Origin of the sequence: Peribacillus sp. NPDC097197 (assembly GCF_050278025.1) — a bacterium.
Taxonomy (GTDB): Bacteria; Bacillota; Bacilli; order Bacillales; family DSM-1321; genus Peribacillus.
Map to the genome: position 1 here is coordinate 364073 of NZ_JBNNST010000002.1, position 23443 is coordinate 387515.

Genomic DNA, 23443 nt, shown 5'->3' on the forward strand with positions numbered 1-23443 from the left:
TCCCAAGAATCCTACGATCATGATGATAGTTTACTACCCCTTCATTTTATCACAATTAGCGAGAAAAAGATTAATAAAAGGGCGTGTCAATTGAAAATCACGTCTGTTTAAAACACCTTATCGGTATTTATCCGAGATTCCTTGCTAAAGGCGTGTTCATCTAGAAAAAGGCGGGAATCCCGCGCTTTTATTTTGATGTCCCATTAAAGGTTTCAATAATTTTAGTATAGTTATTTGTATTGACCCCTTCATACTTTGAAAGCTTTGTCAGCTCAAAGATGCGATCTTCCTTACTTAGAAGAAGTTGAAAAAAAAGCAAACAGATTAGTTGGATGATTATCACTTTAATTAAAAGCCTTTCAATTGTTTTCATGAACTGTCCCTTCCAAACTAGGTAATACAATCAGTATGGAAAGAAATCCGACTTCTCATTCACCTCAATTACATATACAGACCTTTTTTCTTCAAGTCCACTTGCTTTTCAAAAATGAACCTCATCAATGTTTGAACCTCATTTCTTGGAGGGTCTATAAATTGAATATGAAGTAACCTATTGCCATGGTCCTTCTCCGTCACCCTTATCACTTTACTTTTCAACCGCAAGTATTGAATTTCCCCTGACTTTAATGTAAGGGCCATCCATAGATATAGTTCTGAGACAGATCCGATATCCACCCCTTTTAAAAGCCTGATTGAAGCCCCACCCGCACTGATGTCCTCGGTCAGGGCTCGGAATGGGGAAAACTCATACTGTATGGGATGCAATGCGATATCCACCGTTACATCAAGACGGACATACTGTCTCCTCTGAATTTTCACAAACGTCTCTACTTCGGGTACCATTAGTTGAATCATCGGGATTTGCCCTTTCACTTTGCCCAATACCTCGGAATCAAAAATATAAACGGCTTGTTCCTCATCCGTAAAGGAAATGTTCAGTTGAGTTCCATCCACTAGAAATACAACTTTTCCCGTCTCGATATTTATGGGGTAGTCTACGTAAACGCAACCAGATTCCATTTCTACGACCATACATTTAAACTTTTCCTTTTGGGAAGAGTATTTTTGCTCTAGCGTCAGCATATCGCCTATTTTAAACATTGTGTCTACACGTCCTTCGTTATTCTTAAAAAGGATCACCACTGAAGGAATTAATGAAATTAAACCCTTAATTTATTCCACATAATCCATAAAAAGTTTATTTGTATTATGTCATGGAAATGGAAAAAGGAAAAGTACCTAGGCACTTTTCCCTATATTTATTTTAGATATTAGTGTGGATGTTATATTAGATTAACTTTTCATAAACAGGTTCTGCATTTTTCAATTTTTCTACCTTTTCTTCCCTGCCGTTGTCAGCATTAATGAAAATTCGGTAGGTATCTTCCTTAATCGTTCCAAGAAACTCGTAACAAAGTACCTCTTCACCTATGTCATTTATAATTAATGCCTTTCCCTGCTCCATGATTTTGACGTTCGGATTAATTTTTTCTTTCGCTTCTTTTTCTGTAATTGTGGCGTCACCAATATCCCTAATCTTATTTGCTTTTAAATATTCTTCTGCAGAAAATCCGATGATGGATCCATCGTCCAAAGCCACTTTTACCTTGACCGAGTCTGGGTAAACCCTTATTCCATTGACAGAAGAGACAAAATTAAACAGACCTATGTGACCATATTGCACACTTTCAAACAACTCAAGCGATCTAAAGTCATGTTTCTTAAGAAAAGCGGATGCTTTACCGTAAGCTTGATTTAAATCAATATTCGTTTTTTGCACCTCCCGATTATTGATATACCAGATGGGATAACCACCCTTTTTGGTCATATCCATATTCACCTCGGTATCCTTTTCCTTATCCAGGATACTTATGCTATAAAATCCATAATCAGAGCCTTTTCCGTTTTCTTCAACATTTACTTTTACATTTTCACTTTGATTATTTGAATACGCTCGCGCGGCCGTGACAGCCTCTTTTTTCGTCAATGCTTTCCCGTTTAAATTTTGATAATTTTTGTCCTTCTGCTCTGCAGAGATATATGTTGGATTCATTTCATTCGTTTCACCATATCCTGCGACTTTTTTCTCTACCGTTTTAAACCCATCAATGATTGTATTATCATTATTCTCTTTACCCGTCGCTAGCGCTAACTCGACATCCATCCATCTTAAATTATTTTTAAGTACAAGATATTGCACTTTTCTTAACTCACCTTGAATATCTCCAGCTTGAGTATACAAAGAATTTAAATTCGCGTATTCTTTATCGCTCAGCGGTTGCTTTTCCAAATCACGAACCGCCGTTCGGTAACTGAAGTCTGCGATTTTCGATAAAAATTCTTCTGTCTTATTAAAAGGAAGTAAGGTCAGTGGCAGCTGCCCAACATCACTCTGTGCCTCAGAAGTGATTCGCCAAACGTCGGTAAGGGCTGGACTTAAAGAATGTTGTGAATTCATGGCGAGCGTACTCCCAATTTTGTCATGTAATAGGTCCACCTGATAGCTTAAATCATGAAAGGCCCGCTGATACGTGTTTTCGGCATTAATTAATACAGCATTTTTTTCTTTATGTTCTTGGTATCCCCAAAAGGCAGTTCCTCCAACGACTAAAACAAGCAGGACAATTACTATATTCCTAACCATAATTCATCACCTCTTTACTTACAGAAAATATGCTTTCCGATTTTTTTAATTTGTGGTCTGGACCAAATCCACTTGCTTGTTGCTGTTTCAGGATTGAAATAATATTCCGCATTACCGCTTGGGTCCCAACCGTTAATCGCATCCAAGACCGCTTCTTTCGCCCTTTCGTTCGGAGTCAACCAGATTTGCCCATCCGCAACTGCCGTGAACGCACGAGGCTCAAAAATCACGCCTGAAACGGTATTTGGGAACGAAGCGCTCTCCACCCTATTGAGGATCACTGCGGCCACTGCAACCTGCCCTGTATATGGTTCGCCTCTGGATTCCCCATATACGGCATTTGCCATCAGTTGGATATCATTCTGTGAATATCCTCCTGGAAGGTTCGCAGATGTAGCGGTACCTGTAGACTTATTATCCGATGTAGAGTCATTCGCCTTACTTGTAGAGGCATTCTCTTTATCTTTAACTTTTACTTGCTTATCAATGTCGACTCCCCCGTAATAGGTAAACTCATTTCCTTTATTGATCTGGTCATGGACAAATTCCTTATTGAAATTAGATGCATCTGAAAGTTTCTTTTTTGTCGTTGACCCTGCAAGACCGTCGATTGGCAGGCCGAAGTCTTCTTGGAAATTACGAAGTGCCCAGTAAGTTCCCCAGCCATATGCCCCATCGATTTTCCCTTGATAATAACCAATGTTTTGTAAGCGTGCCTGTAATTCAATTACATCATCGCCAACAGCGCCCCTTTGAATAACTTGACTCGAAAAGGCATTTGTTCTTGTTTCCGGGAAAATTCCGAAACAAATCGTTATGCATGAAAGTAGCAAGAGCCATTTCCACGTTGACGAAATTCCTTTCATCAAAAACACTCCTCTTTACTTGAATTAACGTTATTCTATTTTCTTCTTAACCCGCGCTTTTATTCCAAGGCAATAAAAAACGGAGTGGGCAAATTATGCCAACACTCCGAAATAAGAAATAATATTATTTACTTAGATAATGATTTTGAGAAATCTTTTCTGCATGAAACTTTGACAATAAGCGGGCTTTTTTCACTTTTTTCATTCCCAGCCACCATAGGTAAACCATAAAGGGCATGATTAAATGTACCCAGAACTTCTGGGAAATTAAAATATAATCATAGATGCCATGTAACAAAATCGGGATAATCAATGCCAGGAATACGTACAACCTATTATTATCAGCGGAAAATTTTGCTTTACCCAAATAATACCCCATGATTACGCCGAACAAGGCATGGCTCGATACCGGCAGGATCGCTCTACTGAAAGCATGCTCCACACCATTCGCTAGCAGGTACAAAATGTTTTCCATTGTTGCGAAGCCAAGGGAAACTCCTGCCCCATAAACGATCCCATCATATGGTTCATCAAAGGCAATATGCTGATAAATGACGTAGATAAGTATGAACCACTTAAAAAATTCTTCAAGCAAAGCTGCCCATAAAAATGCATTGGCGAGATTAGTATCTAAAATGTGTTCCGTTTCGAGCACATATTGTATAAACATAATTGGCAGAACAAGGAATACACCGAATAGAAAAGTTTTGATGACCACCGAAATGGGTTCGGTATCATATTGATCTTTCAAATAAAAGTAGCTGAGTAACGCCAACCCTGGCGCAATAGCCGCTGACAAAATGACCAGCATGGCCGACCTCTTTTCTTTTCCTTAATCGTACCATGGAATGGAGAAAAATAAAATCCTGTAATTAGTCTTCCTGTTTTTTTACTTGGTCAATATTTAAAGTGCTTTCCGTCTATAGCTGCTTCACTCGCCAGAATGATTGCTAATTTAATACGCGCTTTTTTACTGTCATAATCCGCGCCTAGAATCACTCCTCTATGCTTTAAGTCTGCAGCACTACCTACATAGTCATATGCGGGGTATACCTTCCCCTCCTCGGCAGCTGTAGTCATGACGATGGTAACCCCTTTATCGATTGCATCTTGGATGGCAGGCACCATGTGCGGGGTTACTTGACCTCTACCAACCCCCTCAAGTACGATTCCTTTGGCATCATGTTCGACAGAAGCCTTAATATAAATACCATCGGCGCCGGTGTGGCATTTGATGATATCAACTCTCGGTATATTACGTTGAATCTCAAAACTCTCCCTGTATAATGGTTTTTGATAGATGCTAACGACTTCGTTATCAATAATCCCCAAGTACCCATACCCATAGGATTCGAATCCTTGTAAATTGGAAGCATGTACTTTCTTAACATACTTTGCCGAATATATCCTTTCGTTAAAAACTACGACTACCCCTACATTTTCAAGAAGAGGGCTCGCAGCAGTTAAGATAGAGTTTCTTAAATTGGAATACACATCTGTTCCAACTTCTTGCGGAGACCGTTGCGAACCTGTCACCACAATCGGGCGATTGTCATTAATTGTGAGATCCAAGAAGAAAGCCGTTTCCTCTAATGTATCCGTACCATGGGTCACAACTATTCCAGCCACATCCGGATCTTTCAATTCTTCTTGAATTGCTTGTTTAAGTTCATCCATTCTATTTAAATCCATGGACATGCTCGGTATTTGAAAAAGATCAACCAGTTTAACTTCAATTTCCTTTGGTAGCTCGCAAAGGGATGCCAACTCTTTTCCACTCAAAGCGCCTGATGATAACATGCCGCCCGTGGTTTCTTTACTTGCAATCGTTCCACCTGTCGTGATTAATGATATTTTCTGCATTGTTACCCAGCTCCTTATTTACATATCCTTTGAAGCTAAATGTTGAGCAATTAATCCGCCGTGGAACCTGCCATTTTCAATGAAAATTTCATTGGCATTATTTCCTGCTGCCAGGACACCCGCGATATAAAGGCCTTCAACATTTGTCTCCATCGTCTTCTCATCATAAGTAGGTCTTCCTGTTTCTTGATCAATCGAAATGCCCATTGCTGCTAAAAATGAATGATCGGGGTGGTAACCCGTCATGGCAAATACAAAATCGTTTTTAATTACCTTTTGCACGTCACCAACATGATAAGCCACACTATCTTCAGTGATCTTATCTACAGTGGCGTTAAATTCCATCACGACTTTACCATTACGGACCAATGACTCGAACTCAGGAAGAATCCATGGTTTAATACTTGTAGAAAATTCGGATCCTCTATAAAGGACTGTAACCCTTGCCCCGGCCTTGACCAATTCCAGTGCTGCATCCACACTTGAGTTTTTACCACCAATGACAGTAACGTCACAGTTAAAGTAAGGATGTCCCTCCTTGAAATAATGGAACACTTTAGGAAGCTCTTCGCCCGGAATGCACATATAATTAGGATGATCATAATAACCTGTAGCTACGATGACACGTGACGCCGTATAATTACCTTTAGATGTTTTAACGAAAAAGCGTCCGTCATCCTGTTTTCTCACTTCTTCAACCTTCTCGAACTTATGTACCCGTAATTCTTTTCTCCTGACAACTTCCCTATAGTAGGCCAGTGCCTGATTTCGCACGGGTTTCCGATTTTCGGTAATGAATGCCGTATCCCCTATTTCTAACTTTTCACTGGAACTGAAAAAGGTCTGATGGGTAGGATATCGATAAATGGAATCGACTACGTTTCCTTTTTCTATAACAAGGGCCTGAATTCCCTCTTCTTTTAGAGCAATAGCAGCTGACAGTCCACATGGGCCCCCACCGATTATAATTACTTCTTCTTCATTCATTTTACACGCACTGCCTTTCCAACAATAATATTAAGTTATATTCTTCTCCTATTAAAAAATCCTATCATTAAATGATAGGATTTTTTACATATCTTTTCAATGATAATGCTCGTACGCTCTAGCAATACAAGTTAATCATACATCATTAAATTATTAAATCCATCCACGGAAGCGAGATGCTTCTGCCATTTTCCTAACACCGACCATATATGCTGCCAATCGCATGTCAACACGTCTGGATTGGGAAAGATCATAAATATTATTGAATGATTTCACTAGTATTTTTTCGAGCTTTTCGTCAACTTCTTCTTCAGACCAATAATATCCCTGATTGTTTTGGACCCATTCGAAGTAAGATACGGTAACGCCCCCAGCCGAAGCCAAGACATCAGGAACCAATAAGATTCCACGATCCGTTAGAATTTGCGTAGCTTCTATAGTAGTCGGGCCATTGGCTGCTTCAACCACGATGGAAGCTTTAATGTTTGAAGCATTCTCTTCCGTGATTTGGTTTTCAATGGCGGCTGGAACCAAAATATCGCAATCCAATTCTAGAAGTTCTTGATTAGTGATTGTCGTTTTGAACAGTTTTGTAACCGTACCGAAACTGTCTCGACGGTCAAGTAAATAATCAATATCCAAACCATCTGGGTCATGAAGTGCACCATAGGCATCGGATATACCGATCACTTTAGCACCGGCATCATGCATGAATTTCGCTAAGAAACTACCTGCATTCCCAAATCCTTGTATGACGACTCGTGCCCCTTTAATATCAATGCCGCGTTTCTTAGCCGCTTCATTAATGCAGATGGTCACACCTTTAGCTGTTGCAGATTCACGTCCATGAGATCCACCTAGTACAAGAGGTTTACCAGTAATGAAACCAGGCGAGTTGTATTCATCTATACGGCTATATTCGTCCATCATCCACGCCATGATTTGTGAATTAGTAAATACATCTGGTGCAGGAATATCCTTTGTGGGTCCTACGATTTGGCTGATTGCACGGACATAACCCCGGCTAAGTCTCTCCAATTCCCGGAAGGACATATTACGTGGATCACATACAATTCCACCCTTCCCACCACCATAAGGAAGATCAACAATGCCACATTTCAAGCTCATCCAAATGGACAGTGCTTTTACTTCACGTTCCGTCACATTCGGATGAAAACGAATGCCACCTTTTGTAGGACCAACAGAATCATTATGCTGTGCCCTATATCCTGTGAAAATTTTGACGGAACCATCATCCATACGAATTGGCATTTTCACCGTCAATAATCGTAAAGGCTCTTTTAAAAGCTCAAATACTTCTTCAGGATACCCCAGTTTGTCCAGTGCTTTATGTATTACTGTCTGGGTAGACTTTAGCACGTCATGTTTTTCTTCCTCATTCACATGGCTATTCCCTTTTGCCGATTCCATTATAGTACCCCCTATATAATCTAGATCCATTATTATTAGTGATAAGTGCTCTTCAGTGCTAGTATACACCTTCGCAATATTAAAGCAAAGAGTAAAAATGGGAATTTAAAAGTTAGAAATATTCAAAAAATGAAAACGGTAACATTTACGTTTATATACTTGATACTTCCCCTAATCTTAGAGGTTAAACCGAAAAGGAACGAGGTTATCCAGGCAAACCGTTTTCGGCTATATTTGAAGTGTCTGCCCTGTCTCCTCTTTTCTACTAAATGAAATGCGTGATTAAAACATGTATGGCTTCCTTTTCAATTAGGCGGGTTCCGTATTCATTTATGCGGGATAATGTCAGCGTCGAAGCATGGCCATATTCGGCTGCAAGGGAGATGACCGTTTCATAAGTTGCATCCCTAACACCCTCAATCAATAAATAGTATTTTCCTTCATAAAAATAAAGGGCACTATTGAGCATCCCTTGGAGGGTCAGACGATGACACAACTGAATTACATCTTCAAAATCGTGGAAAACATAAAGAATATGGGGAGATTCATCAACTTTAACCTGCAAATCCAGAAATTCTTCTTCCTCAGTAAATAATTCTTCTTCATCCTTCGTTACTATAATGATCAACCCTTGAGCAGGTAGGGAAAATATTTCAATGGCAATCGAACCACTCATTTTAAAACTGAGCTCTTCACAAGCTTCTTCCACCATATCTTGAAACAATTTGTGCACTTTCAAGGAATTCCCTAAGATGTCTTCTTTTGTGATGCCTCTATCAATTAAATCATCGAGGGTCAAAAAAATCTTAATCTTATTGTTCGTTAATCGTTCCAGTTTCATAAAAAAATGCCCCCTGGTTTCCATCTTCATACATCATATGAAGACTTGGTCTCAAGGTGCATATCCATTATTTATGAGGAAAACATTAAAATTTCAACCACTTATTCCAATCCGATTGGAGACCGCCAATGAATACATGCTTGAATTTATTACGGTCATCGTCAGAAAGATGATTCAGCGCTTCTCCCCCAAGACCTATTTTCAGGTCAGGGAACTCCTGCCATAGCTCATCTATCAACTTTAAAGTTCCCGGGAGATTCTCAGAAAGCGAACATGACATAAAGAGGTAAGATGGTTTGATTATATTCAATACAGTAAAGAGGTCTTCATCAGCTATCGATTCACCTAAATAAACCGTTTCATACCCTTTTCTTTTTAAGAAGATTGTGAAAATCAGCAAACCGAATTCATGCTTTTCCCCTGGCGCACAAACGGTTAGTGCTTTTGGCAATAAACCACTTGTCGGGATAGTATGCATAATCGAACTGATTCTAGCTTTGATAATGGATGAAGCAAAATGTTCATGGGCTGAAGTAATTTCACCATTTTCCCATTTATTGCCTATTTGAACCAAGATACCTCCAAGTACTTCAACTACCGTTTGCTCGATACTGTACATACTGAATGCCTGACTAATAATCAGCTGGGCCTTATTTTCATTGAAGCTTAACAGTGCATCAAGGAGTTCATTCGCTAATTTGAGCGTTTGTTCATTATTTTGCTTGGTTTCGTGGACATCTTCCGCTATCCTTTCAGATCCTTCAAGCAACGAAACGGCTTGACTAATCGTGAACCCTTGGTCTGTTTTATTGATTAACCACTTTAGGATTTGCAGATGCTTTTCCGTATACAATCTGTGACCTGAATCATTCCTGATAGGTTCAATAAAGTGATAACGTCTTTCCCACGCCCGTAAAGTACCTGGCTGGATACCTAGCAGTTTAGAAACTGCCTTAATATTATATTTACCTTCTTGCATAAGTTTACAAGGCCTCCAATAACAGAACATCATTGATGAAATTATAGTGGATTAATTCCACTCTGTAAAATTCAAATATGCTCATTGAGTTAACGGCCTAATAGATTTTCTCCAAAACCTCTCCATATTCTGTAGATTTCCCTTTTTTCAATGTGAACAGATGGGTTTCCGGCTTTGCCTCAAGCCTTAATGGCACAGTACTTGTCCCATATCCATTACTAGTTATGTACATGCATTCCGTTTCGTTCCTTATGCCTCCCAAACGATATGGGCCAAATCCAAATATGCGTATCTGCCCACCATGGGTATGCCCCGAAAGAACGAGACTGATACGATTTTCTGACTTTAGTTGTTCTTTAACAAGTGGATTGTGACTGATCAAAATCCGAAAATGCTCATCCCCGCAGTCCGAAAGAGCAAGGTCGAGTCTGTCTCTTTCAACTGAAATATCATCTATGCCTAAGAGAGCAACCTTTTCTCCTGACTCCGACTCAAAAGAAACGGAAGTGTTATCCAATATCTTGACCCCGAGATTCAGAAGTGAGGCATCCAATTCATGAAAGTCCCCTTCGTAATCATTATTCCCCCATACAAAATATATAGGACCAATCTCTTTCAGTTTCAAGATATTTTTTTCTACCCGCTCTAAAGGGACTCCACTTTCCCTAATATCCCCTCCAATAATGACTAAATCCGCTTTACCAACGACATCTTCGATTAAACGATCCGATATGATTCTCCGATGTAGATCGGAAATAAAAAAAATCCGAATTTCCCCAAATCCTTCCGGAAAGTTGCTGAAATATAAATCCTGGATAAGTAGCCTATCTTGTTTAGCTGTACGCCACATGTAAAAAACCATCACACATATAAGCAGTACCAAACCCAAAAACACATAAACCAAAAACATCTTTCATTAAACCTTCTTTCTTTTCAATTACCGAAATCCTTCCGAAACTTACTCATAAAACCATAATACCCGCTATTCAATATTCCTAACTAGGAGTTTATTTATTTTCATGAAATAAGTTAATATCATAGTTCTTCTTCATCATGTCAAATACCTTGTGCCGATTTTTCCATTCATCCTCTTTTTCCCACAACTGTTTGCTTTTGTTGATAATTTCACATCGAAGCAATTGAAATTCCTTTTCTGCTTTATCCATTTTCTTTTTGATCATCATCATATAACCATAGATTCCGGTCGTCGCAGCCAAAAATAAAAAATGGCTAAAATGGTCAACAAAGACACTGAACATCTTAAAGAACGAATAGGAATAAGGAACAACTATATATAAATAAAGATATATCAAGAAAAGAGCAGCGATAATCATTGTTGCCCATAAACTATGAAGATGCTTCTTTTTGAGCGTCTCGAATTTTTTTTTGCGGACCACAACATTCTGTAACATTTGTTTTGCCGCCTGATCGGTTTTATCATCCAATAAAATGATTGCCGGTTCCATTTATCTTCCCCCTCTTTCCTAATCCTTCAAATCATGATATGAGGTTGTCTTGGAAAAAATGATAATGGGGGCGGACCTTTACTATAAATAACCCAACCTTAGGAAAAAAAGCACCCTGTCGATCTTAAGAGACAGAGTGCTTTTGCTTTTACTTTTTCAGTGGTATCTTCAAGACTTGTCCCTTCGAAATCTCATTGCCATTCAGCCCGTTCCATTTCTGAATTAGCGCAATGCCTTCCTGCGATTTGTAGTAGTTCATCGCAATCCTGAACAATGTCTCTTCTGCCTGAACCGTATGGTAAACAACTTTATATCCGTCAGCCTCCGATTTGGTAGCTGCGGCATCCCCAGAAGCTACTTTATTATCTGCTTCTTGTTTGGCTTTCGCTTCCGCTTCTGCTTTAGCCTTTGCTTCTGCCTCTTGTTTGGCCTTCGCTTCCGCTTCTGCTTTAGCCTTTGCTTCCGCTTCTTGTTTGGCTTTTACTTCCGCCTCTGCTTTAGCCTTTGCTTCCGCTTCTTGTTTGGCTTTTTTCTTTGCTCTTTCTTCTGCAGCCTTATCTTCCTCTTGCTTTTTTTCTTTAAGCTTAGCAGTATCTTTTTCTTCTTTTTCCTTAATATCCCCGGCCGTTGCCGTTGTCGGCACAGCCTCTTCTATAGTTTCTTCGTCATCACTAAAATTCACCACTTCACTACTTTTGGTATCCTTTTCAGGCCTATCCTGAAGGTATGTATAAAGACTATAAAATCCTATAGGAAGCAAAATGAAAAATAGCGATAATAATTTAATCATTGGGAACTTTATCTTCACTTTGCTTTTTTTCTTTTTACTCTGATGAACCTCACTTCTTTTTGGTAAAGATGACTTCACCTTATGACGATCGGATCGCGTACGAAGTTCTCCAGCTTGATCGTTTTCATTCTCTTTTACACGACTCATCTAAGTCACCACCCTCTTCACATACTGCCAGCTTTACATACTTATGTCTTATTAATATACCGAGGATAAAATCTATTAAAAAATGGGCTGTGATCGTCACTAAAATATTTTGGGTCCATTCAAACAAAAATCCGATGAGAAAGCTTAAAAGCGTCACATTCAAAAATAAAAACCAATTAAATAAGTAACGATAATGAACCGCCGCAAAGATAATGCTCGTCCACAATAAGCCTATATGTGTCTGCATAACACCACGAAATAATAATTCCTCGCTAACCGCTACTAACAAAGAGACGATAAAGATCATGGGATATGGTAGGCTACTGAAAATGCGTTCATTGACTCCACCATCATCCTGATAGGAAACAGGGGTCACTTTCATCATGACCACATCAAAAATGACCACTAAGATTCCAGCAGGGACACCTATCAACAAAATATCCATATCTTTAATGTCAAATAAAGAACGAAAGGTAGAAAAATCTTCAAATAAGATAATACCTAAAAAAAAGCCAATCGTTAAGAGAATAATTTGGGTCAGGAACAAATTATATAGTAACTGTTTGTCTGTCAGCTGTTTAATTAATTGCGCCTGCTTATTTTTCATGCCCATTATCCTTATCCAATAAGATAAAAGCTAATTCCTGTTTCCATGTAGAATATGAATTACCCTGCTGTTCCTTTACTGCCGGCCATACATCCAAGATATTTTTTGCATCTATTCCACAACGATCGCAACATACGTCATTCCCTTTTCGCTGCTCTTCTTCAAAATAATGCAAAATGCCCAAACGCCTACATATTTTAGTATGAATCCAATTCAAAAAAACGTTCAGCTTTGCCTGATTTTGCATCTTTCTTGTATGACAATAGTCTTTCATCCTTGTTCTATGCAATGGTGAGTCATCATCCGTCAGAAATTGTGTAAAAAAACGGAATTGAATATCATTCAAGGAAAAGCTCTGAAGAAGATGCTCTTTTTCAGAAAGACTTAAATCAGCCATACTTCTATTCGCTTCATTTAAATACGAACAAACGGCCTCAATTTGATGGTCAGTTGGTAGCTGTTGTTCCATCAAATGCAACGGAAGTCCTTCATCTCCTTCGCTATATAGTAAAATGGCTACACTTTGTTTTTGGTCACGGCCTGCCCTCCCTATTTCTTGAAGGTATGATTCCATTGTGGATGGCATATGAAAATGGATGACAAATCTAACATCAGCTTTATTGACTCCCATTCCAAACGCACTCGTTGCACAAATGATTTTTAACTGGCTCAAGATGAATTGCTGCTGAATGAGCATTCTTTGCTCCTGTTCCATACCTCCATGATAATAATTGACACTACCGACTCCATTTTCCTGTAAAAAACCCGAGACCGCTTCAGCCACTTTTTTCGAAGAAAAATAAATAATTCCACTACCTGGGAATTCCCTGACAAGCGAGAGGACACGGGCAAGCTTTTCTTCGTAGCTATATATATTTTCCACAAGTATCCCGATATTTTCCCGATCAACGGATGAAACGATTTCCTTATGTTGGGATATATTCAATTTCCTGATAATATCTTCCCGTACTTCTTTTGTTGCTGTTGCCGTCAAGGCAAGCGTTAATGGGTTATTTAACTTACGCCTCACTTCTCCCAAGTTCAAGTAATCCGGCCTGAAATCATATCCCCATTGAGAAATGCAATGCGCCTCGTCAATGACAAATAAGCCTATGTCAATTTTCCTTAAAGACTGGATTACACTTTCTAGCCCAAGCATTTCGGGAGACAGAAAAATAAACCGATACGTTTGCAATCGTTCAAATGCCTGTTTTTTTTGATACGCGGTCAAAAAAGAATTGAGGGTCAGAACACTTTTTTCCCCTCTCATCTTAAGCTGATCCGCTTGATCCTGCATCAGGGATAATAACGGCGAAACAATTATAGCCGTCTTATTGATAAGGTAAGCAGGGAGTTGATAACATAATGATTTACCAGACCCTGTGGGAAGCATTGCCAATGTGTGGGTCCCTTCTAGCAAGGATTCGATTACCTCATGCTGTCCAGGACGAAAATTGTCAAATCCAAATTTATCTTTCAGGACTGTATTCAAGTTCATCCTCTATCACCTATTTTCGCAAGTACAAGCCTTATTTGAAAAAAACTAATTTGCTCATTATCGACAGCTTCCTTGATTACCTTGAGTTTTCTCGTATTCAACCGTTTAATGACCGTAATGATTTTGTCTTCATCCTCTATTGGAACATAGTCATTTATCGAAAAACTTTTGTCCGATAGCACGATTTCTACGAGATGATCCTCAATCGTATTTCCTTTTAAACGACGAATCTCTGCAATTTCCTGTAGCGTTTTCCCTGCCTGAATATATTGCAGAGTCGTATGTGTCGATTGTGTTAGATGAGGATGCCCACCATTTTTCCAATCATGGATTAGAGAAGCCAACAGAGGGTAATCGCGTACTGTTGATATCTCTGCGAGCATTTGATGCAATGAATCGAGAAAAACGTAGTGCACAAACCACTCATCAATTTCTTTCCTTTTTCCAATCTGCTCAAACGTAAGTCCGATTCGATTGACTCCCGTAATTTTCAAAACAAAAATGTCACGGTTCAACTCACTTTGCATCTCTAAGAGGGTGACCAATTCATCAAAAAGATGCTGAGCAAGTAACTCTCGATTTTGTTGGTTGGCATATAAAAAACCCTTTACGAATTCCTGTACTCGTTGATTCTGTTGTATCGGATAAAAAGGCCTTTCATTGTGGACAATATGGGATATAGTTTGGATAAGAAGATTGAGTCTTCTCCAAAAATCCGGGGTGATGTTTTGGTATTTCCACCCATTTAGTGATAAAGGAAGAGGCCACTTTTTGAAATAAGAGGCCAACGCCCCTCCTCCTTGTTCACTAATCAAATACACATCGTTTTTTTCCGTTGGTTCGATTAGTTTCAGTTCAAGAAACAATTTTATGTTTTGAGATAACTCCTCCCGGGTAAAACGAGGCATAGTCCCAAATATGTTCGTCAGCCCAAATAAGTGCGCATCCTGAATAGTCTGGGACGATTTTTTACCCTGAAGCATATGATAAATTGCGTAGATGGAACGCTCACCTTGGAACTTTTGTATCGCATATAAAATGATTGCTTGAAGATAATTGTTCATGAAACTCACATCCTTGTTCCATTTATCCAATTATATTGTAACAAAAATCTGCAAATACCGCCTTTTTTTATGTCATATATGCAATGATATTTGTGAATAAACAACTAAATACGTACTCGTTATAAAGAAATTTTCCCAATAATTTGTGTTGACTTTTCATATACTTCCGTATTATCGTTACATTTTCTATTGATAAGTTCGGCTTTCGGTCTTACAATAAGAAAGAGATGTTAATCTATAATAAAAAAGGTTTTGAGTTGTAAATCAACTTAGGAGGGGTTTTATTCATGGCTAAATTTACTATTGTTGATAAAGAAACATGTATCGCTTGTGGAGCCTGTGGAGCTGCAGCACCAGATATCTATGATTATGATGATGAAGGAATTGCTTTTGTTACGCTAGATGATAACGAAGGAATCGTTGAAATCCCCGATGTTCTTATAGATGACATGATGGATGCATTTGAAGGATGCCCCACAGACTCTATCAAAGTCGCAGACGAATCATTCGAGGGCGACGCTTTAAAATTCGAATAAGTATAAAAGCCATTTTCATTTTGAGAATGGCTTTTTTTATGTATTTTTTAAAACTCTCCCCATACATTAAAGAGGCAGAAACAACCCAGTTATCATCTGGTTGTTTCTGCCTCTTTTTATATATTAAGCATGTTTATATAATACTTGTTTTATTGATCCATGTTTGGAGTTTAACAAATAATAGCATGAAAACGGAAGTGATGAGCACCCCTTTAATGATGTTAAAAGGGAGTATTGCCGCAGTTACGAATTGTCTTGACTCTGGTGCGGTCATGGCATCCCATCCCATAAAGAAAGTATATGCCGGTAAAAAGACATAATAGTTTAAGACACTCATAATTAGCGCCATGGAAACTGTTCCGGCTAGCAAGGCAAATGTCATTCCTTTTTTCGAACTTATTTTTTTATATACATAATATGTTGGCAGTATGAATAATACCCCCGCTATAAAGTTAGAGATATGTCCAACCGGTACACCCGTATCGCTTCCAGTCATGACCATATCCAATAAGTTTTTCAGGAATTCAACTAAAACTCCTGCAAGCGGTCCGAAAATCAATGCCGCCATCAGTGCTGGGATGTCACTAAAATCAATGTTCAGAAAAGGCGGAAATCCCGGAAATGGAAAATTCAAAAGCATTAGTAGGTAGGAAAGACTTCCTAGCATTGCAAGTGTGACCATCTTTTTAACTTTGTTCGATTTCATAGTTCTCTCTCCTTCTTTTTCTTGATCTACCTTGAAAAAGAGGTTAGGGATCCTTCATGAATGTTGATGTTCAATAAAAAAACCCTTAATTCCGACAGAATTAAAGGGATAAATTAAAGGTTTCATCAAACAAACGTTCAGCACTTGACTGTTTGAACGCATTCAGGAACCTCCATCTTCTCCCATCCAGACTATACTGTCGGCTTTGGAATCTCACCAAATCCTGCCCTAAGGCTCGCGGGCTTAGAAGAATTTTTCTTCATCACCGCCGGTGGGGAGTTACACCCCGCCCCGAAGATAGACCTATAAAATTAATTTACAATTTTCATTATAAATGATTTTTCTTTTTTTGAATAGTATTTTCATCGCAACTATGAATTTACGACAATCAAATATTACACTTTTATTCATTTTAAACAAAATATGTATTTATAATCACGACGTTTTACTCGGTCTAAAATAATTTTTATTTTTAGAAAATTACGACTCAAACCCTTTGCCCTTGCGGTTTTGGACGAGTGAATTTCAAAGTAAATTTAATTAAAGCGCTTACATATAGGTATGCCAAATTGACAGTTTTCCTATTTCAATTGTAAAATTAACTGAAATTTAAGAGAATTTTACCTAGGAAGGTGTTTACACGTGTATCAGATTTTAGTAGCAGATGCCATCAAACCAGAAGGACTCGGACCGCTTTCAGAGGCATCCAATATTCTTCTTATTCAGAAGACTGTAGAAGAAGCAGCAAACGAACTTGATCAGATCGATGCAATACTGGTTAGAAGTGCAACAAAAGTTACAGAAGATTTAATGAACCGCATGCCAAAACTAAAGATCATTGCTCGCGCAGGTGTCGGCGTTGATAACATTGACATTCCTGCTGCAACAAAACGAGGAATCGTTGTTGTGAATGCTCCTGACGGAAATACAATTTCAACAGCTGAACATACATTTGCCATGATGGCTTCTTTGATGCGCCATATTCCGCAAGCTTATGCTTCCCTGAAAAATGGAGAATGGAAACGATCTTCTTATACAGGAACGGAACTTCGCGGAAAAACTTTAGGTATTGTTGGTTTCGGACGAATTGGTGGAGAGATTGCCAAACGCGCAAAAGTTTTCGGCATGGAAGTCATAGTTTATGACCCATTCTTAACAGCTGATCGTGCAAAAAAAATGTCCGTAACTTCCCTGACTTTAGATGAATTGCTCCCTAAAGCAGATATAATCACTGTACATACACCTCTAACGGACGAAACTAGAGGGTTAATCAATAAAGAAAAGTTACTAACCTGTAAAAAAGGCGTGTACGTATTAAACTGTGCACGTGGCGGAATCCTTGATGAAGATGATTTATATGAAATGATTGTCGAGGGACATGTAGCTGGAGCCGCATTGGACGTTTTTGTTGAAGAACCACCGCTTGGCCATAAATTACTTGAACTTGATAACGTCATCGCTACTCCTCATTTAGGAGCTTCCACTAAAGAAGCCCAATTGAATGTTGCCGTTCAAGTCGCCCAAGAAGTATTAACCTATTTTGAAGGTAATCCTGTATCAAGTTCAATTAACCTTCCAGCCATTTCTAAAGAGGTGTTTGAAAAGGTTCAGCCATTCTATCAACTAGTCCAACAAATGGGCTCCATTGCCTCACAATGCATGAAAGAAGGCATTCAGGAGATTTCCGTAACTTATGCAGGTGAGTCATTGGACTTCGACACCGCTATTCTAACAAAAAGCCTAATAGCAGGCTTCTTCAAATCAAGAGTAGATGCTTCAGTTAATGAAGTGAATGCGCTATTGGTTGCTAAAGAGCGTGGCATTACCATTGGCGAAAAGGTTTCTACTGACTCTCTAGGTTATTCTAACCTGATCAGTCTAAAAGTAAAAGGCGACACTCGCGAATTAACCATTAGTGGTACTCATATCGAGAACTATGGTTCCCGGATTGTCAATCTGAATGGTTTCAAAATTGATTTCCATCCAGAAGCTAATTTACTTTATATCCAACACACTGATAAACCTGGAGTAATCGGTAACGTCGGTAAAATTCTTGGTGATCATGCCGTAAATATCGCGACTATGCAAGTTGGTCGTAAAGAAGCTGGCGGGGAAGCTATCATGGTATTGAGTTTCGATAAACCATTAGAAGATAATATGAAGCAATTCTTAGAGGAAACACAAGAAATTACTTTCATGGCCCGAATAGCTTTATAATTTCCACTTAAGGATGCCCCACTAGCGGGCATCCTTTTTTTGTTGAACGACCCTCATCTGCCTCTCACATCGCAAGCATGCACTTGACCTTTAATTAACTAAGTTAGGAGCAACGGGTACTGTAATCTCTTCCGATAAATTCAGAGAACCTACCATTTCTACAGGGGAGTTTTCAAACTTCACCTTTGCATAGCCAAAGTCTTTAGCTGTAAATAGAATGACTTCCAAACCTTGAAGCGACTCTGAATCATTCTTCAAGCGGCCATCTTGTGCCAGTTCTACAGTTACTAAACCCCCATCATATGTTAGGTTCTCCCACTTCAAACTCTCCGGTAGAGCAGAAGAAATCCCTTCTATGCCAGGTTCCTCCTTTGCCGCTTGTAGGGCCTCTTCCATGTTCTGATAATCGATATTGCTAGGCACAAGGAAACTTGAAGATGATTTATCCGTGTGATAAAGAAAGAATGTGCGATTCTTGTGCTGGGGAATTTCTTCTTCTATTACTGTTCCGGCATGAGCAAAACTGGCACCAGATTTTCCGTCCGTTGTAAATGTCACTTTATCAATATTTAGATAGGATAAGGTTTCTTCCATGGTTCTAAGAAACACGATATCCTCATCCAGCAGATTACTGCCTGCCCGTAATTCGATATTTGCTGTGTTGTTGGTGGGAACATGGGATACCTTAATATCTAGAGGGAAATAATCGGACAGGCCATATTTTTTCTCATTAATGGTCGACATCTTTTTTACCACCTGATCCAAGGCTTCCGTTTCTTCGATAGTATCGACTACAAAAGATAGAGGTACGATAAAATTCTGTTGGTGATCAGGCACGCCTAGAGTTATTGTCGACTTCCCCTGCAAATCTTCTGAGTAGATCGCACGAATGGGTGTTTTTTCTTTTTCCACTTGTTGAGATTTACTTTTCAATTCATTTTTTTCTATTGGTTCGCCCTCAATATCTTCCTTTACATCCTGCTTTTCATTTGATTCAATATCATGCTTTTCTTGCTTATCCAAAATGATCTTACTTTCTGAAATGGCCAATTTTCCATTGCCGTGGCTATTAACCTCCTGCTCTTGAGATTCATCTTTTCCAATCATCAGTGAAGATCCAATGATCATCATTAAGAATAAGGAGGCAATGCCCACAATACGAGGAATCCAAAGTTTTTTACGGTTTCTTCTTTGCTTACCTTCTATCCTCGAAAACACTTCTTTCTTCGAGCGTTTATCTTTTACCTCCGGAAGTTGGCGAAGCAAGTCCTCAATTTCTCTTTCTTTCCAACGGGATTTCTTCAAAGGAATTCCTCCCCTCTTCTGATGAATCATCCATCATTTTTTTAATCGCTTTTAAAGCGCGGTGTTGCGTTGTTTTTACCTTACTTTCACTCCAATTCAGTACATCCGCGGTTTCTGAAATGGACATGCCTTGTATGTACCGTAAAATAATGACTGCTTTTTGATTAACAGTACATCGATTCAAGCAACGATATATCTCTCTGACATTATCATTCATAATGGCCACTTCTTCGGGAATCGGATGATTATCTTTAATCATCTGACCATCCCAATCAATAGTGGGAATGATTTTATTCTTCCATCCTTTTTGTTTCCGAAAATAATCAATGGTCACATTTCTCGCAATGGAATACATCCAGGTTTTTTCACTACTATTGCCTTCAAAACGATTATAGGCCTTCATTATCCTGATATAAACTTCTTGAACCAGGTCCTCTGCCGTTTCACGGTCTTTGGTCATATAATAAATGAATTGATAAATTTCCTGGTGATATTTTTCATAAAGATCGTGGAAAATGGAATTCATTATTTCTCCACATCCGTTCATAATTATAGTCGATATTTTCATATGAAAGTTACATACTTATTTTATACTAATTACCCAATTTACTCCATATACTGCCCGCAAATAAAATATGGGCAAAGGCAATTAGGAGAATCCAATTGCCTTTGCCCACTCTGTTTCTCATGTATCAAGATTATTTGCCAAGCAATCTGACATTTATTCAGCATTTTCCAATATTCGAGGTAGAATAAAGCTGAATGTTGTTCCCTTTTCTGGTAAACTGTTCACCGAAATATATCCATCATGTGCATCAATGATATTTTTAACAATGGCCAGACCTAGGCCCGTACCAGACCGTCCACGGGTACGTGCTTTATCCGCTTTATAAAATCTCTCGAATACGAATGGTAAGTCTTCTTCCGGAATACCTGAACCAGAGTCCTTCACATCTATAATCAAGCCTCTGCGATCACTCATTTTTTGAATGACATCGATTTTTCCGCCTGCAGGAGTATGACGGATTGCATTATCAATTAAATTCGTCAATACCTGCTCAATTCTATCAGGGTCAAAATTCCAGTTGACCCCATCGTCTTGAAGATGCGTCGTAATCGTGATCCCTTTATCTCTAGCCAGTCCATAGAACTTACTTGTAATCCTCTTTAAATAGGGGGAGACGGAAACCAGGTCATAAGTAAGGTTCATTTTCCCTGATTCCAATCTGGCTAAATCCAATAAATCATTAACTAAACGTCCCATCCTCAACGATTCATCATAAATGATCTGAGCCATTTCCATTTTTTCAGCTTCACTGCCTGCTATATCATCTACAATGGCTTCACTATACCCTTGTAGCATCGATATCGGGGTCCTTAACTCATGGGACACATTGGCAATGAAGTCCGTCCTTAGTTTATCCATGCGACGTTCATCACTCATATCACGGATGATGGCGACAGCACCGCGGATATTATCTGCAGTTGAATATAAAGGACTGACAATCAGTCCCCAATTTCTACCCTGTAAAGTAATTTCTCCAACTTGTTCCTTATCATAGGACTCTGATTCGTCAAATAGATTCATTAGTACTGATGGTACATTCATATTGTCTTCCCGATTGTATCCTTTTTCAAAGTACCATGCTTGCAAGAACCGGTCAGCTGGAGGATTCGTCTCAAGTATAGTACCATCTTTATTAAAGGTAATAACCCCGTCTGCCATACTGCTTAGAATGCTTGCAAGGTGTTCCTTTTCTTGACTGAGGGCATTCATGTTGAATTTCAGCTGTTTTCTCATCTGATTAAATGCAATGGCCAACTCACCTATTTCATCCTGGGTGAGGATGGGAACCTTGGTATCAAATTTACCACGAGCTATGGCCAAGGCAGCTTCCCTCATTTTTACTAGTGGAGCATTGATTCTCGTAGATAAAAAGAAAGCGAAAATCGTTGTCAATATTATAGCGATCCCTGCAGCTAAGAGGATGAACTGCGTTGTGGATTTCGTTGTTTCTTCCATCGATTCCAATGACTGAATCAAGAAAACCTCATCCTGCTGACCATTTAATTCAAGAGGAACCCCCACTACAATTGCTGACAATGTATCTTCATCTGTCCCCTCAGTCGAAAGCATCATCTCTTTTTTTACAGTTTTTCTCTCTGTAAATACCTTTAATAATTCGGGATCATCTTTAATGAATTCAGGCGTTATCTTAAACCCATTCTCATCAACAGATGAAAAGACCATTTTATTGTCATTCAAGATGATTACTTTCGTTTCATCACCTATCAATTCAGAAGCTATTTGGAGTACTTCGTCTCCAGTGCCCCCATGTTCATTCGTGACCGTAATGATTTGCTGTGCCATTTTGGTTAAATCATTTTCGACATTCTCTATCTGAAAATTATCAAAGAATTCAACCAGAAGTACAGTCAAAACAATCAGAACAAAGGATACCAGCAAAAGAATCGTTGCCCAAAGCTTACCAACAACACTGCCCCATAGCATCAGTCGTTAATAACTTCGAACTTGTAACCCACGCCCCAAACAGTGACAATCATTTTGGCAGCATTTTCGGATATACGGTTTAACTTTTCACGCAAGCGTTTGACATGCGTGTCCACAGTTCGAAGGTCTCCAAAGAATTCATAATGCCACACTTCTTTTAGCAACTGTTCACGATCAAAAACTTTATCGGGGGATTTCGCCAAGAAATATAATAATTCATATTCTTTTGGCGTGAGAGATACTTCCTTGCCATCCGCGAGCACACGATGGGCATCATTATCAATCGTTAGGTGGGAAAATACGATTACATCTTTTGCTGATGCTTCGGTTTGCATGTAATTTGCATTGGAAGAACGGCGCAATAACGCCTTGACCCTTAATACAACCTCACGTGGACTGAAGGGTTTGACAATATAATCATCTGTCCCCACTTCGAATCCTTGGACTCTATTCACTTCTTCACCTTTAGCGGTAAGCATGATGATAGGTGTCGTTTTTTTCTCTCTCAACTCCCGACAGACTTCAATACCATCTTTGCCAGGCATCATAATATCCAATAAGATTAAATCATAATCATTTTCTAGAGCTTTCACTAAAGCCTCATCACCATTTTCAGCTTCATCAATTATGTATTCTTCTCTTTCTAAATACATTTTTAGCAAGCGGCGGATTCTTTCTTCATCATCCACCACAAGAATTTTAATAGCATTATACATTTCGTAACCAGCCTCCTATCATTTATTTTACAAAATGAAAGCTTTAATGCCTAATATTATTTCTTAACAAATCCCGATAAACAGCCAATTCTATAGGCTCTTCCTTAACTTTTCACTATATTGTCACAATAATTACCACAAGCTATCTAAAAGCCCTCTAGGATTTATTTCCCTAGCAATAACGCTTTAATCATAAAAAAGGGATCGTTTGGTAGGAATATCGATAAAATTAACGACATTACTATCAAAAGACCCCCTTCATCTAATG

23 protein-coding genes and 1 riboswitch are annotated in these 23443 nt (G+C 38.8%); of the genes, 2 read left to right on the forward strand and 21 right to left on the reverse strand.

Features of this window, described 5'->3' with window-relative positions; all coding sequences use genetic code 11:
• Window positions 1-187 precede the first annotated feature (187 nt).
• From ACQKL6_RS04180 to ACQKL6_RS04255, 16 genes are all read right to left on the reverse strand, one after another.
• On the reverse strand, window positions 188-373 hold the full coding sequence (locus ACQKL6_RS04180; RefSeq protein WP_402869200.1) for a YpfB family protein: 186 nt from the start codon (window positions 371-373) through the stop codon (window positions 188-190).
• 68 nt (window positions 374-441) lie between these two features.
• Complete coding sequence (locus tag ACQKL6_RS04185) at window positions 442-1101, reverse strand: flagellar brake protein (RefSeq protein ID WP_402869203.1); 660 nt, start codon at window positions 1099-1101, stop codon at window positions 442-444.
• A 187-nt stretch (window positions 1102-1288) separates the two neighbouring features.
• A complete protein-coding gene (gene ypeB, locus ACQKL6_RS04190; protein WP_402869205.1) occupies window positions 1289-2644 on the reverse strand; it encodes a germination protein YpeB in 1356 nt (451 codons plus the stop codon).
• Between the two features lie 14 nt (window positions 2645-2658).
• Window positions 2659-3513: a spore cortex-lytic enzyme gene (gene sleB / locus ACQKL6_RS04195; RefSeq protein ID WP_402869207.1), complete on the reverse strand. Its 855-nt coding sequence runs from the start codon at window positions 3511-3513 to the stop codon at window positions 2659-2661.
• Between the two features lie 121 nt (window positions 3514-3634).
• A complete protein-coding gene (gene prsW / locus ACQKL6_RS04200) occupies window positions 3635-4321 on the reverse strand; it encodes a glutamic-type intramembrane protease PrsW (protein ID WP_402869209.1) in 687 nt (228 codons plus the stop codon).
• An 86-nt stretch (window positions 4322-4407) separates the two neighbouring features.
• Window positions 4408-5373, reverse strand: a complete 966-nt coding sequence (locus tag ACQKL6_RS04205) for an asparaginase (RefSeq protein WP_402869211.1) — start codon at window positions 5371-5373, stop codon at window positions 4408-4410.
• A gap of 18 nt (window positions 5374-5391) precedes the next feature.
• The gene (locus tag ACQKL6_RS04210) at window positions 5392-6360 is read right to left on the reverse strand and encodes a YpdA family putative bacillithiol disulfide reductase (protein WP_402869214.1); all 969 of its coding nucleotides are present in this window, start codon (window positions 6358-6360) and stop codon (window positions 5392-5394) included.
• Window positions 6361-6513: 153 nt separating this feature from the next.
• Entirely contained in the window at window positions 6514-7791 is a 1278-nt protein-coding gene (locus ACQKL6_RS04215; protein WP_402869216.1) for a Glu/Leu/Phe/Val family dehydrogenase, read from the reverse strand.
• 265 nt (window positions 7792-8056) lie between these two features.
• Entirely contained in the window at window positions 8057-8632 is a 576-nt protein-coding gene (locus tag ACQKL6_RS04220) for a genetic competence negative regulator (protein WP_402869218.1), read from the reverse strand.
• A gap of 85 nt (window positions 8633-8717) precedes the next feature.
• Window positions 8718-9611, reverse strand: coding sequence for a MerR family transcriptional regulator (locus ACQKL6_RS04225; RefSeq protein WP_402869220.1), 894 nt, complete (start codon window positions 9609-9611; stop codon window positions 8718-8720).
• Window positions 9612-9708: 97 nt separating this feature from the next.
• Window positions 9709-10515: a metallophosphoesterase gene (locus tag ACQKL6_RS04230; RefSeq protein ID WP_402956975.1), complete on the reverse strand. Its 807-nt coding sequence runs from the start codon at window positions 10513-10515 to the stop codon at window positions 9709-9711.
• A gap of 103 nt (window positions 10516-10618) precedes the next feature.
• Window positions 10619-11077: a DUF2663 family protein gene (locus ACQKL6_RS04235; protein WP_402869222.1), complete on the reverse strand. Its 459-nt coding sequence runs from the start codon at window positions 11075-11077 to the stop codon at window positions 10619-10621.
• 148 nt (window positions 11078-11225) lie between these two features.
• Window positions 11226-12014, reverse strand: a complete 789-nt coding sequence (locus tag ACQKL6_RS04240) for a LysM peptidoglycan-binding domain-containing protein (RefSeq protein ID WP_402986111.1) — start codon at window positions 12012-12014, stop codon at window positions 11226-11228.
• Window positions 11992-12621 carry a CPBP family intramembrane glutamic endopeptidase gene (locus tag ACQKL6_RS04245; RefSeq protein WP_402869226.1) on the reverse strand — a complete coding sequence of 210 codons (630 nt, stop codon included), beginning with the start codon at window positions 12619-12621 and terminating at the stop codon, window positions 11992-11994. Before ACQKL6_RS04245 ends, ACQKL6_RS04240 begins: the two co-directional genes overlap by 23 nt.
• Window positions 12611-14119, reverse strand: a complete 1509-nt coding sequence (locus ACQKL6_RS04250) for a RecQ family ATP-dependent DNA helicase (RefSeq protein ID WP_427650635.1) — start codon at window positions 14117-14119, stop codon at window positions 12611-12613. The genes ACQKL6_RS04245 and ACQKL6_RS04250 overlap by 11 nt, the downstream gene beginning before the upstream one ends.
• On the reverse strand, window positions 14116-15183 hold the full coding sequence (locus ACQKL6_RS04255) for a helix-turn-helix domain-containing protein (RefSeq protein ID WP_402956663.1): 1068 nt from the start codon (window positions 15181-15183) through the stop codon (window positions 14116-14118). Before ACQKL6_RS04255 ends, ACQKL6_RS04250 begins: the two co-directional genes overlap by 4 nt.
• Window positions 15184-15470: 287 nt before the next feature.
• Between ACQKL6_RS04255 and ACQKL6_RS04260 the strand changes: the two genes are divergently transcribed.
• Window positions 15471-15719 carry a ferredoxin gene (locus ACQKL6_RS04260; RefSeq protein ID WP_402869232.1) on the forward strand — a complete coding sequence of 83 codons (249 nt, stop codon included), beginning with the start codon at window positions 15471-15473 and terminating at the stop codon, window positions 15717-15719.
• 133 nt (window positions 15720-15852) lie between these two features.
• On the opposite strand, the gene ACQKL6_RS04265 is transcribed toward ACQKL6_RS04260, so the two are convergent.
• Window positions 15853-16425 (reverse strand): ECF transporter S component, encoded by a 573-nt coding sequence (locus tag ACQKL6_RS04265; protein WP_402986117.1) that lies wholly within the window; start codon window positions 16423-16425, stop codon window positions 15853-15855.
• Between the two features lie 170 nt (window positions 16426-16595).
• Window positions 16596-16728: riboswitch (FMN riboswitch) on the reverse strand.
• A gap of 339 nt (window positions 16729-17067) precedes the next feature.
• On the opposite strand from ACQKL6_RS04265, the gene serA reads away from it, so the two are divergent.
• The gene (serA, locus tag ACQKL6_RS04270; protein WP_402956658.1) at window positions 17068-18642 is read left to right on the forward strand and encodes a phosphoglycerate dehydrogenase; all 1575 of its coding nucleotides are present in this window, start codon (window positions 17068-17070) and stop codon (window positions 18640-18642) included.
• Window positions 18643-18732: 90 nt separating this feature from the next.
• On the opposite strand, the gene ACQKL6_RS04275 is transcribed toward serA, so the two are convergent.
• The 4 genes from ACQKL6_RS04275 to ACQKL6_RS04290 form a co-directional block, all read right to left on the reverse strand.
• The gene (locus ACQKL6_RS04275) at window positions 18733-19947 is read right to left on the reverse strand and encodes a hypothetical protein (protein WP_427650638.1); all 1215 of its coding nucleotides are present in this window, start codon (window positions 19945-19947) and stop codon (window positions 18733-18735) included.
• Window positions 19913-20515 (reverse strand): RNA polymerase sigma factor SigX, encoded by a 603-nt coding sequence (gene sigX / locus ACQKL6_RS04280; protein ID WP_427650639.1) that lies wholly within the window; start codon window positions 20513-20515, stop codon window positions 19913-19915. The genes ACQKL6_RS04275 and sigX overlap by 35 nt, the downstream gene beginning before the upstream one ends.
• A gap of 153 nt (window positions 20516-20668) precedes the next feature.
• Entirely contained in the window at window positions 20669-22462 is a 1794-nt protein-coding gene (locus ACQKL6_RS04285; RefSeq protein ID WP_427650672.1) for an ATP-binding protein, read from the reverse strand.
• On the reverse strand, window positions 22459-23175 hold the full coding sequence (locus ACQKL6_RS04290) for a response regulator (protein ID WP_402956654.1): 717 nt from the start codon (window positions 23173-23175) through the stop codon (window positions 22459-22461). Before ACQKL6_RS04290 ends, ACQKL6_RS04285 begins: the two co-directional genes overlap by 4 nt.
• Window positions 23176-23443: the final 268 nt, after the last annotated feature.